The sequence below is a fragment of the Streptomyces sp. NPDC001450 genome, assembly GCF_053597295.1.
The window spans coordinates 138,827-150,844 of sequence record NZ_JBSFHY010000012.1; the positions used below are offsets into that span (position 1 = coordinate 138,827).

Consider the following 12,018-nt stretch of genomic DNA (forward strand, 5'->3'; position numbering starts at 1 on the left):
AGGAACCGCGTGTCATCAGCTGCAGCCGCTGGTCGAGCCGCAGCCCTCGCAGATGTAGCAGGAGCCGGCGCGCTGCATCTTCGTGCCGCAGGAGAAGCACAGCGGGGCGTCGGCCTGGATGCCCAGCTGCATCTCCACCAGCTCGGCGCTGGTGTGCGCCTGCTTCGGGGCGGGCTTGACCACCTCGGCCTCGGCCTTCGGGGTGGCGACGGCCTTCAGCTCCTGGGCGCGCGGCGCCGACTGGGCCAGACCCTCGACGTCGACCTCGTCATCGTCGATGGACTGCTCGTATGAGCCGGTCTCCAGGTGCCGCTGACGCTCCTCGGCGGAGTGGATGCCGAGCGCGGAGCGCGTCTCGAAGGGCAGGAAGTCCAGCGCCAGGCGACGGAAGATGTAGTCGACGATCGACTGCGCCATCCGCACGTCCGGGTCGTCCGTCATACCGGCCGGCTCGAAGCGCATGTTCGTGAACTTCGAGACGTACGTCTCCAGTGGCACGCCGTACTGGAGGCCGACGGAGACCGCGATGGAGAAGGCGTCCATCATGCCCGCGAGAGTCGAGCCCTGCTTGGACATCTTCAGGAAGACCTCGCCGAGACCGTCGTCCGGGTAGGAGTTGGCGGTCATGTAGCCCTCGGCGCCACCGACCGTGAAGGACGTGGTGATACCCGGGCGGCCCTTGGGGAGGCGCTTGCGGACCGGGCGGTACTCGACCACCTTCTCGACCGCGGTACGGATCGTCTCCTCGGCCTTCTCGGTGATCTCGGCCTTCTCGTCCTCCTTCTTCTTGGCGGAGAGCGGCTGGCCGACCTTGCAGTTGTCGCGGTAGATCGCGAGTGCCTTGACGCCCAGCTTCCAGGCCTCGTAGTAGATCTCCTCGACCTCCTCGACGGTCGCCGTCTCCGGCATGTTGACCGTCTTGGAGATGGCGCCGGAGATCCAGGGCTGGATCGCGGCCATCATGCGGACGTGGCCCATCGGAGAGATGGCGCGCTCGCCCATGGCGCAGTCGAAGACCTCGTAGTGCTCGTGCTTGAGGCCGGGGGCGTCGATCACGTTGCCGTGCTCGGCGATGTGGGCGACGATCGCCTCGATCTGCTCCTCCTGGTAACCCAGGCGGCGCAGGGCCTGCGGGACGGTGCCGTTGACGATCTGCATCGAGCCGCCGCCGACGAGCTTCTTGAACTTCACCAGCGCGAGGTCGGGCTCGACACCGGTGGTGTCGCAGGACATCGCCAGACCGATGGTGCCGGTCGGGGCGAGGACGGAGGCCTGGGAGTTACGGAAACCGTTCTGCTCACCGAGGCGCAGCACGTCCTGCCAGGCCTCCGTGGCGGCGGCCCACACCGGGGTGTCCAGGTCGTCCATGCGGACGGCCGTGCCGTTGGCGTCGGCGTGCTGCTTCATGACGCGCTTGTGGGCACCGGCGTTGCGGGCGTAGCCGTCGTACGGGCCGACGACCGCGGCCAGCTCGGAGGAGCGGCGATAGGCCGTACCCGTCATCAGGGAGGTGATGGCGCCGGCCAGGGCGCGGCCGCCGTTGGAGTCGTACGCGTGGCCGGTCGCCATCAGCAGGGCGCCGAGGTTGGCGTAGCCGATGCCGAGCTGGCGGAAGGCGCGGGTGTTCTCGCCGATCTTCTGGGTCGGGAAGTCCGCGAAGCAGATCGAGATGTCCATCGCGGTGATGACCAGCTCGACGACCTTCTGGAAACGCACGGTGTCGAAGGACTGGCTGCCCTTGCCGTCGTCCTTGAGGAACTTCATCAGGTTCAGCGAGGCCAGGTTGCAGGACGTGTTGTCCAGGTGCATGTACTCGCTGCAGGGGTTCGAGCCGTTGATCCGGCCGGACTCCGGGCAGGTGTGCCAGTGGTTGATGGTGTCGTCGTACTGGATGCCCGGGTCGGCGCAGGCCCAGGCGGCCTCGGCCATCTTGCGGAACAGGGACTTGGCGTCGATCTCCTCGATGACCTCGCCGGTCATGCGCGCACGCAGACCGAACTTGCCGCCCTGCTCGACCGCCTTCATGAACTCGTCGTTCACACGGACCGAGTTGTTGGCGTTCTGGTACTGGACGGAGGTGATGTCGTCGCCACCGAGGTCCATGTCGAAGCCCGCGTCACGCAGGGCGCGGATCTTCTCCTCTTCCTTGACCTTGGTCTCGATGAAGTCCTCGACGTCGGGGTGGTCGACGTCCAGGATGACCATCTTGGCGGCCCGGCGGGTGGCGCCGCCGGACTTGATGGTGCCGGCGGAGGCGTCGGCACCGCGCATGAAGGAGACCGGGCCGGAGGCGTTGCCGCCGGAGGACAGCAGTTCCTTGGAGGAGCGGATGCGGGAGAGGTTCAGGCCGGCGCCGGAGCCGCCCTTGAAGATCATGCCCTCTTCCTTGTACCAGTCGAGGATCGACTCCATGGAGTCGTCGACGGACAGGATGAAGCAGGCGGAGACCTGCTGGGGCTGCGGGGTTCCGACGTTGAACCAGACGGGGCTGTTGAAGCTGAAGATCTGGTGCAGGAGGGCGTACGCCAGCTCGTGCTCGAAGATCTCGGCGTCGGCGGGCGAGGCGAAGTACTTGTGATCCTCGCCGGCCTTCCGGTACGTCTTCACGATGCGGTCGATCAGCTGCTTGAGGCTGACCTCGCGCTGCGGGGTGCCGACGGCACCGCGGAAGTACTTGCTGGTGACGATGTTGACCGCGTTCACCGACCAGAAGTCGGGGAACTCGACGCCACGCTGCTCGAAGTTGACCGAGCCGTCGCGCCAGTTGGTCATGACGACGTCACGGCGCGCCCACTCGACCTCGTCGTACGGGTGTACGCCGGGGGTGGTGTGGATGCGCTCGATACGCAGCCCCTTGCTGGCCTTGGTGCCCTTCGCTCGGGAACCTCGTGCCGGACCGCTCGCCGTCTCTGTCATGCCGCCTCCCTCTACGGGCTGAAACGCCCTGAAGTGCCACGATGTTCCCGTGACACGGTGTTCTGTCTTGTGTTGCGGGCACCCTCAGATCCGCCCGCAACAGGTCTTGGGTCGCCGCCTCCCGGCCGGAACCCGGGTCTCCGTCCGGTTCCGGCCTGCCGGTCAGTCGGCGGCGTGGGCGGGCACGGGGACCTGAGTGGTCTCTCCGGGCCCGCGATCGTCTTCCTGGCTCCCCGTTCCCGCGTCTTCGTCGTCCGCGGCGGGGCCTCGCGTCGCTTCCCTCAGCTCCGCGATGGCGGCCTCGAAGTCCTCGAGCGAGTCGAACGCCCGGTAGACGGAGGCGAATCGCAGATAGGCGACGAGGTCGAGCTCCTGCAACGGGCCGAGTATGGCCAGACCCACGTCGTGGGTGGTCAGCTCGGCGCTTCCGGTGGCCCGCACCGCCTCCTCGACCCGCTGACCCAGCTGGGCGAGTGCGTCCTCGGTGACAGGCCGCCCCTGGCATGCCTTGCGCACGCCGTTGATGACCTTGGTACGGCTGAATGGCTCGGTGACCCCGGACCGCTTGACCACCATGAGCGAGCACGTCTCCACGGTCGTGAAACGACGGGAGCAGTCAGGGCACTGACGGCGCCTGCGGATCGACGTGCCGTCGTCGGTCGTACGACTGTCGACCACGCGGCTGTCGGGGTGCCTGCAGAAGGGGCAGTGCATGATCTCCAACCCTCCTCACAGCAGACTAAACAGCCCCCAGAGGCCTCAGGGGCCTCTCGAAGCAGCCCCAAGCATAGGCGATCGCAGAGGCCTCACAGACCCGGGGGACCACAACTTGTGGGCTGCTGTAGCAATCCAACCACTAGATGTGGGGATTGGCTGATACATCGACAGCTCGCGCGTGTCGCACGCGTACACACCCGTACGGCCCAGTCACCCCGCCACCTGTGCAAACACGCGCGCGCGGACGTACCGCCAGGACACTTGCGGAGATAGCGTGGGCGCCGCACGGAGGACGCGTAGGACTCCGGCACAGAAGAGACCCGGATCCCGGTTGACGGGGTTCCGGGTGGCAGACTGGGGAAGCAACCTACGAGGTGATCCACCCCGGCGGTGAAGCGTACAACAATGGGCGCTTTTGTCTGCCAGAGGTCGCGTTAGCCATACACCCGGACACACGATCGCGTCAGGTGAATCGCACTTTTTCACTCGAACGTGTGTTTGGCGCAACCTTTCGAAAGCAACTACCGTTGTCCAGCAGGGAGACCATCGAGAGGGGCCGACGTGACCACCACCGCAGACAGTGCCACCATCACTGCCCAGGACCGCTCCCAGGGCCGAGTCGAGCCGGTACATGCGATGAACGAAGCCACGAATCCCGAGGGGCACAAGCGCTCCCTGCCGGGCCGACCTCCAGGCATCCGGGCGGACAGCTCCGGACTCACCGACCGGCAGCGCCGGGTGATCGAGGTCATCAGGGACTCCGTGCAGCGGCGCGGTTACCCGCCGTCGATGCGCGAGATCGGCCAGGCCGTCGGACTCTCCAGCACGTCCTCGGTCGCGCACCAGCTGATGGCGCTGGAGCGCAAGGGTTTCCTCCGCCGCGACCCGCACCGCCCGCGCGCGTACGAGGTGCGCGGCTCCGACCAGGCCGTGACCGTGCAGCCCACGGACACCGCCGGCAAGCCCGCGGCGTCGTACGTCCCGCTGGTCGGCCGTATCGCCGCCGGTGGCCCGATCCTCGCGGAGGAGTCGGTCGAGGACGTGTTCCCCCTCCCCCGGCAGCTCGTCGGTGACGGGGAACTGTTCGTCCTCAAGGTCGTCGGCGACTCCATGATCGAGGCCGCGATCTGTGACGGCGACTGGGTCACCGTCCGCCGCCAGCCGGTCGCCGAGAACGGCGACATCGTGGCGGCCATGCTCGAGGGCGAAGCCACGGTCAAGCGCTTCAAGCGCGAGGACGGCCATGTCTGGCTCCTCCCGCACAACTCGGCCTACGAGCCGATCCCCGGCGACGACGCGACCATCCTCGGCAAGGTCGTCGCCGTGCTGCGGCGCGTGTGACGGCTGCGGCGGACGGGCCGGACGGCCCGCTCCCTGACCGGGCCCCGGAACCCCTGCGCCGGTTCCGGGGCCCTGTGCGTTCCGCTCCACCCAGCGCCGCCGTCCGCCCCACCTGGGCCTAACGGTCCAGGTGGGAGAGGTTCACTCGGCTTCCGCCTGCTTCGCGGCCGCGTCGATCGCCGCGAGCGACCTGCGCACCTGGTTACGGTCCGTGGTGTACCAGAAGTCGGGCAGCGACGCCTTGAGGTAGCCCCCGTAGCGCGCGGTGGCAAGCCGCTGGTCCAGTACGGCGACCACACCGCGGTCCCCGGAGGCCCGTACGAGGCGGCCGGCACCTTGGGCCATCAGCAGGGCCGCATGCGTCGCGGCCACCGCCATGAAGCCGTTGCCGCCCGCCTCCTCCACCGCCTTCTGGCGGGCGCTCATCAGCGGGTCGTCCGGGCGCGGGAACGGGATCTTGTCCATGACGACCAGTTGGCAGCTGGGGCCCGGGACGTCGACGCCCTGCCACAGCGACAGCGTGCCGAAGAGACAGGTCTTGGGGTCGGCCGCGAAGTTCTTGATCAGCTCGCCGAGGGTCTCCTCGCCCTGGAGCAGGATCGGGAACTCGGGGATCCGGGAGCGCAGCTCCTCGGCGGCGAGCTGGGCGGCCCGCATCGACGAGAACAGTCCGAGGGTGCGACCGCCGGCCGCCTGGATCAGCTCGGTCAGCTCGTCGAGCATGTCGGTGCGCTCGCCGTCCCGTGCGGGGCGGGCGAGGTGCTTGGCGACATAGAGGATGCCCTGCTTGCGGTAGTCGAAGGGCGAGCCGACGTCGATGCCCTTCCAGGCCGGGAGATCCTCGCCCTCCACGCCCTCGGGACCCAGCCCCAGCGAGGCACCCACGCCGTTGAAGTCGCCGCCCAGCTTGAGGGTCGCCGAGGCGAGGACGACGCTGCGGTCCGCGAAGAGCTTCTCCCTCAGCAGCCCGGAGACGGACATGGGGGCGACACAGAGGGAGGCACCGAACCGGTCGTGGCGCTCGTACCAGACGACATCCCACTCGGAGCCGTTGAGGACCCGCTCCGCCACGTCGTGCACCGTCTCCACCGAGGCCAGTGCCTGCTTGCGGACGGCGTCCTCGTCCTGGACGGACTTGTCACGGGTCGCGCCGATCGCGGAGATGACCGTGCGGGCCGCGTCCCGCAGCGCCATCAGGGCATAGCCGAGGTCTTCCGGGATCTCCTCCAGACGGCCCGGCAGGGCCAGCTCCATCACCCGCTCGAATCCCTCGGCGGCGGTCTGGAGCTGGTCGGCGGCCTTCTCGTTGACGAGCTTGGCGGCTCGGCGCACGGCACGGTTGACCTGGCCGGGCGTGAGGTCGCCGGTGGCGACGCCGGTGACGCGGGAGACCAGCTCGTGCGCCTCGTCCACGATCAGCACCTCGTGCTGTGGCAGCACCGGGGCGCCCTCGATGGCGTCGATGGCCAGGAGCGCGTGGTTCGTGACGACGACCTCGGCGAGCTTGGCACGCTCGCGGGCCATCTCCGCGAAGCACTCGGCGCCGTAGGCACACTTCGACGCGCCCAGGCACTCCCGTGAGGACACCGACACCTGCGACCAGGCACGGTCGGAGACGCCCGGCGTGAGGTCGTCGCGGTCGCCGGTCTCGGTCTCGTCGGCCCAGTCCCGCAGGCGCAGCAGGTCCTGGCCCAGCTTGCTGGTGGGCGCGGCGGCCTCGAACTGGTCGAAGAGGCCGTCCTCCTCGTCCTGCGGCACGCCCTCGTGCAGGCGGTGCAGGCACAGGTAGTTCGACCTGCCCTTGAGCATGGCGAACTCCGGACGGCGGCGCAGCAGCGGGTGCAGGGCGTCGACGGTACGGGGCAGGTCGCGTTCCACGAGCTGGCGTTGCAGCGCAAGTGTGGCCGTGGCGACCACCACACGCTCCCCGTGCGCGAGCGCGGGCACGAGATAGCCCAGCGACTTTCCGGTGCCGGTGCCGGCCTGGACCAGCAGATGGGATCCGTCGTCGATCGCCTCGGCGACCGATTCGGCCATGGCCACCTGGCCGGGGCGCTCCGTGCCGCCGACGGCTGCGACGGCGGCATGCAGGAGTTCGGGGAGTGAGGGCTTCGTCATAGCCCGACCACCCTACGGCCCGGCACTGACAAACGGGCGATCAAGGCTGGTACGAGGGGTGGGATCACTGCCGGGGCTCCTGGGACGGGACTGGATCGACGCGGGGCGGGCGGCACGGGCGGCGCGTACGGCACTTCGGCGGGGCTCCGATCCTTTTGTCTTTCGGCAGGGCTCCGCTCCTTCGGTCTTTCGGCGGGGCCCCGCCCCCCGGTCTTCGGCGAGGCTCCGAAATTCGTTCCGGGCGAGCGGGAACCACGGCGGCCCGTCGTACGTACAACATGTGAACGCACCGTCACGTGGCGTTACATCAGACCGCGCAGGACTCGGTCCCGGATCATGAGGGCGGCCCGCTTGCCGGGCAGGTCGACCTCGGCCGCGAACCGAAAGCCGGCGCTCAGGAAGGCGGCCACGGAGGGGGTGTTGCGAAGATCGGGCTCCGCGACGACACGAGCGCAGGCGGGGCGACGGTCGAGGACCAGATCGGCCACGGCTCTGAGCAGGGCGGATCCCAGTCCGCGCCCTCGGTCGGCGGCACCGCCGATGAGGAGGTGGATCCCGGTGTCGTGCGGACGGGCCGGATAGTGGCGGGCCAGTGGATCCAGGTCCGCCCGGTAGATCTCCCAGTAGCTCATGGGGGTGCCGTCCAGCACACCCAGACAGGGCGTGCTGCGTCCGTCGCCGTCGAGTTGGGCGCGCAGATGGCTCTCCGTCGGGTTGTGGGGCCCGGCCAGCTCCCAGAACGGGGCGACGGCGGGGTCGTTCATCCAGCGTTGGACGAGCGGCAGGTCGTGCTCGACGCGTACGGGTACCAGCTCGAACCTGCCCACGGGCGTGGGGGCCGGCCCCCAGGTGGGGACGTGGTCGAGCAGGTCGTCCAGGCCGTCGGCGAGGCGCGGCGCGGCGAACTGGGTGACGAACTCGTCGGGCAGGCGCAGGTCCAGCGTGTCCTCGCCGTCCCCGAAGGACGCGGCGTCCCCGGCGCCCTCGTCCCCGGTGCCCTGGATGTCCCAGGGGCTGGCGCCGCCCGGGTGGAGGGGGACGGAGCCGGGGCCGGTGCCGGCGCTCGCGTCGGTGGGAGGCACGGAGCGCTCCTCTCAGGGGACGAAGGGGGGCCATGGCCCTCGGAGACGACGGAAGACAGTGCGCTTCGTTCAGGAGTGAAGGGGGTTGGCGATGGTGACGTAGACGGACTGGGTGTCGACCGGGCCGACGAGTTCGTCGAGGCCGTGCAGCCTGGTCAGCAGGTTGGCCTTGCAGCGCAGGACGGGTGAGTCGAGCAGGAGGCCGGGCAGCGCGGAGCGCGGGGCGACGGGGCCCGAGGCGACGTCGGTGAGGAAGCGGCGGAACGCCGCGAGGAGCAGTCGCTCGTCGGCGAGGCGCTGGGAGCCGAACGCGCCGATGAGGCCGAGCACGTTGTTGATGGCGAGGTAGTACGCGAAGCGTTCGTCGGCGACCTCGTCGGAGACGAACGTGTCGCTTCGCTCGCCGATGCCGGGCAGCCGGGCGTCGAGGTCGGCTCGCCGGGACTCGCGGAAGTAGTAGCCCTGGTTGTCGCGGTAGCGGCCGCCGGCGGGCCAGCCGTCGCGGTCGAGCAGGAGCAGCGTGTTCTGCTGGTGGGCCTCGAGGGCGATGCCGGCCTCGCTGTCCAGCCACAGCACGGGCCGGACGACCTGCTCGAGGTAGCGCAGGAACCACTCCGCGGCGACGGCTCCGACGGGCCGGCCGGTGCGTGCGGACAGTCGTGCGACGAGCTGGGCCAGTCGGGACCGGTGGGGCCAGGAGCCCAGCATCGGTGGGGCGTCGGTGCCGGGTTCGGCGAGGGGCCTGGGTGAGACGAGACCGGCGACGCAGCCGATGTCGTCGGCCGGGGCGAACGGGTTGTGCCTGATCACGACGTCGAGGCCGGACACGGGGCGGCCGTCCGGGTCGTCGACGGCGAGCCAGGCCGGGTCGCGGACGATGTCGAACCCGGGGTGCACGGCCTGCCACTGCTTGAACAGCCCGCCGCGCAGCAGCCGGTGCACCTCGGCTCCGCGATGGAGTTCCTTGCGCAGGTTCTCGCGACGGGAGTTGGTGATGCGCAGGCCCAGCGACAGCTTGAGCATCGCCGGGGCGCCGGACTGGTGGACGGTGCGTACGGAGGAGGTGGGGTGCCAGTCGGAGCCGAGAGGACCGAGGTCGCGGAGGGCGCCGGAGTCGAGCAGCGCGGCGACGGGCTCACGGTGCCGGACCTCGCGCGCCTGCCAGGGGTGCAGGGGCAGGGCGGAGTATCCGTCGGGCAGGGGCAGGGCGGTCCCGGCGAGTCGTTGCGTGAGGTGGTCGGCGGGGACGGGGCGGCCGCGCTCGGTCCAGGCCGAGTCGGTCGCGAGCAGAGAGGGGGCGACAGCCATCCAGTGCAGAGGGAAGGAGCCGCGCAGCTCCGGCGAGTACAGCCGGGCCTCGGCCTCCGTCAGGCCCTCCCGGCTCTTCGGGGTCGGGTGCAGGGGGTGTCCGAGGAGAAGGGCCTGCTCGGCGCCGAGGAACAGGTCGGGGCCGTCCGCCGGGTGTGCGCGGCGGTCGCGGATGAAGATCGCGGTGCGGCGCAGGGAGTCGGCCACCCTGGCGACCAGCTCGGCGCCGTCGTCGGAGGCCGTGGGCCTCGAGATGCTTCTGCCCTCCCTGTCCCCGGGTGTCTCCCTGGCGAGCAGTGCGGCGAGGGTGACCGCGTTGACCGGTGGGGCCGTTTCGGGGACGTCGGCGAGACGGGGTGGCCCGAAGCGGTGCCAGCCCGTCGGCGACCAGTGGCGGATCGGTGCGATCAGGGCGGTGCCGCTGCCGGGCAGCGGGATGCGCAGGGTGTTGGTCGCGGGGGCGGCGAGGTTCGTCTCCCGTACCCAGCAGCGCAGGAGGCTCTCCACGGCGGCGGCCTGGGCTGCGGTGCGGGGGTCGGGATCGTCCAGCGGATCGGCGCCGAGCTCTCCCGCACGCGTGCCGTCCGGGGTTCGCCTCTTCTGCGGGGGAACCGACTCGGCGAGCGGCACGGGAGAGGGCTGGGAGCCGGAGTCCCCCTGGTCGTCGGGGCCGCCGGACCGGCCGTCGGGTGTGGGGGTGGCGTTCAAGACGGCTCCTCGGGGCTGGTCTGGGGTGGGGCGCGGCTGTTCTCGTTCGGTCGGGCCCGCTCGGTCGTCGTGCCGTGGTCGGTGGGGAGTCCTGGTGGCGCGGGGGTGTGGTGCCGGCCGTGGTGGGTTCTCCGGCTTCGGTGATGGGGCCGCCGGCGTGCGGTTCCTAGCCGGTGCCCTGGGCAGGGCCGCCCTGCTGTCGCTGACGGCGGCCGCGGCCCTGCTGAGGACGGGCCGCTGCGGCCACCGCGTCGGCGAGGCGGTCCAGTACGGCTGCCGCCTGCTCGTCGCTGATGGTCAGCGGCGGAAGGAGCCGTACGACACTGTCGTGGCGGCCGCCCAGCTCCACGATGAGACCGCGGTGGAGGCACTCCCGCTGGACGACCGCGGCGAGTTCGGGGTCGGCGGGGCGAGGCGTGCGGGTGGGTTCCAGCGCGCCGGTCGTGACGTGGTGGTCACCGGCGGAGGGGAGTTCGCCCGGCCCGGTCGCCTCGCCCTCCGGGTCCACCAGTTCGACGCCGATCATCAGGCCACGGCCCCGGACGTCCCCTACGCAGGGGAACTCCGACTGAAGCCGGCGCAGTTCGGACAGCATCCGGGAGCCGAGCGCGGCGGCTCGCTCGGCGAGGCCGTTCTCACGGACGTGGGCCAGGGTGGCGGTGCCCGCGGCCATGGCGAGCTGGTTGCCGCGGAAGGTGCCCGCGTGGGCGCCGGGTTCCCAGACGTCGAGGTCGTCGCGGTAGACGACCACGGCCAGCGGGAGGCTGCCGCCGATGGCCTTGGACAGGACCATGACGTCGGGCGTGACACCGCTGTGCCCGACGCCCCAGAAGGCGCCGGTGCGGCCGACACCGGTCTGGATCTCGTCGGCGATCAGCGGGACGGACCGGTCGGCCGTGATCTGCCGCATGCGGCGCAGCCAGTCGTCCGGCGCCGGGATCACCCCGCCCTCGCCCTGGACGGGTTCGAGGATCATCCCGGCGGGCAGCGGTACGCCCGACTTGGGGTCGTCGAGGAGGGACTGGGTCCAGCGGGCGGCGAGTTCGGCGCCGGGCGGGCCGCCGACGCCGAAGGGGCAGCGGTATTCCTGCGGGTAGGGCAGGCGGGCGACCCGTACGTCGCCCGCGCCGCCGGAGGCGGCCAGGGCTCCGGAGGTCATGCCGTGGTAGGCACCGGTGAAGGCGAGCATGCCGGTGCGCCCGGTCGCGGCCCGGACCAGTTTGAAGGCGGCCTCGACCGCGTCGGTGCCGGCCGGTCCGCAGAACTGGACGCGGGCGCGGTCGGCGAGCCCGGGCGGCAGGGTGCGGAACAGCTCGGTGATGAAGGCGTCCTTGACGGGGGTCGCCAGGTCGAGGACCGAGAGCGGGGCGCCGGATTCGAGGACGCGGCGGATGGCTTCCAGCACGACCGGGTGGTTGTGGCCGAGGGCGAGCGTTCCGGCGCCGGAGAGGCAGTCCAGGTAGCGGCGGCCGTCGGCGCCCTCGATGGTCAGGCCCCGGGCCCGCACGGGCACGATGGGCAGGGCCCGTGCGTAGGTGCGCGCCGCGGACTCGCGCGCCGACTGGCGCCTGAGGATTCCCTCGTGCACGGCGCGCGCTCCCCCGGGCGCGCCTTCAGCCACCGACTCGGTCACGGCCACGGCTCGCTGTCCTCCCCGCTGTCCAGAGGCGAGTTGATCCATGGGGACCGGGCACAGGCAGCAGGACCCCCACCGCTATCAACAGCTCACGGGCCTGCGGGTTACGGGTTGCCTCAAGATCCTTGCCGTGACGGAACTGTTGCGCTTCCGTCGGAAGTCCCCCACGGCGAGCGCATAGTGTGTGGTCCC

General features: G+C 70.7%; 7 protein-coding genes. 1 reads left to right on the plus strand and 6 read right to left on the minus strand.

Annotated elements, in window-relative coordinates; translation table 11 throughout:
• Positions 1 to 15: 15 nt before the first annotated feature.
• Together ACWC5O_RS15910 and nrdR are read right to left on the minus strand one after the other, a co-directional pair.
• Entirely contained in the window at positions 16 to 2,916 is a 2,901-nt protein-coding gene (locus tag ACWC5O_RS15910) for a vitamin B12-dependent ribonucleotide reductase (protein ID WP_450586922.1), read from the minus strand.
• 162 nt (positions 2,917 to 3,078) lie between these two features.
• Positions 3,079 to 3,630, minus strand: coding sequence for a transcriptional regulator NrdR (gene nrdR / locus ACWC5O_RS15915; protein WP_450586921.1), 552 nt, complete (start codon positions 3,628 to 3,630; stop codon positions 3,079 to 3,081).
• A gap of 564 nt (positions 3,631 to 4,194) precedes the next feature.
• Between nrdR and lexA the strand changes: the two genes are divergently transcribed.
• Positions 4,195 to 4,974: a transcriptional repressor LexA gene (gene lexA / locus ACWC5O_RS15920; protein WP_094216449.1), complete on the plus strand. Its 780-nt coding sequence runs from the start codon at positions 4,195 to 4,197 to the stop codon at positions 4,972 to 4,974.
• A 141-nt stretch (positions 4,975 to 5,115) separates the two neighbouring features.
• Here the strand turns inward: lexA and ACWC5O_RS15925 are convergent, their stop codons facing one another.
• The 4 genes from ACWC5O_RS15925 to ACWC5O_RS15940 form a co-directional block, all read right to left on the minus strand.
• Positions 5,116 to 7,092, minus strand: a complete 1,977-nt coding sequence (locus tag ACWC5O_RS15925; RefSeq protein WP_450586918.1) for an ATP-dependent DNA helicase — start codon at positions 7,090 to 7,092, stop codon at positions 5,116 to 5,118.
• 302 nt (positions 7,093 to 7,394) lie between these two features.
• On the minus strand, positions 7,395 to 8,174 hold the full coding sequence (locus ACWC5O_RS15930; RefSeq protein WP_450586917.1) for a GNAT family N-acetyltransferase: 780 nt from the start codon (positions 8,172 to 8,174) through the stop codon (positions 7,395 to 7,397).
• Positions 8,175 to 8,243: 69 nt separating this feature from the next.
• Positions 8,244 to 10,190: an IucA/IucC family protein gene (locus tag ACWC5O_RS15935; RefSeq protein WP_450586916.1), complete on the minus strand. Its 1,947-nt coding sequence runs from the start codon at positions 10,188 to 10,190 to the stop codon at positions 8,244 to 8,246.
• A gap of 166 nt (positions 10,191 to 10,356) precedes the next feature.
• Positions 10,357 to 11,829 (minus strand): diaminobutyrate--2-oxoglutarate transaminase family protein, encoded by a 1,473-nt coding sequence (locus ACWC5O_RS15940; RefSeq protein ID WP_450586915.1) that lies wholly within the window; start codon positions 11,827 to 11,829, stop codon positions 10,357 to 10,359.
• Between the last annotated feature and the right edge of the window lie 189 nt (positions 11,830 to 12,018).

Excerpts from the sequence above, each read along its gene's own strand:
- nrdR (WP_450586921.1), bottom strand. The coding sequence starts at position 3,630 with ATGCACTGCCCCTTCTGCAGGCACCCCGACAGCCGCGTGGTCGACAGT.
- ACWC5O_RS15925 (WP_450586918.1), bottom strand. The coding sequence starts at position 7,092 with ATGACGAAGCCCTCACTCCCCGAACTCCTGCATGCCGCCGTCGCAGCC.
- ACWC5O_RS15910 (WP_450586922.1), bottom strand. The coding sequence starts at position 2,916 with ATGACAGAGACGGCGAGCGGTCCGGCACGAGGTTCCCGAGCGAAGGGC.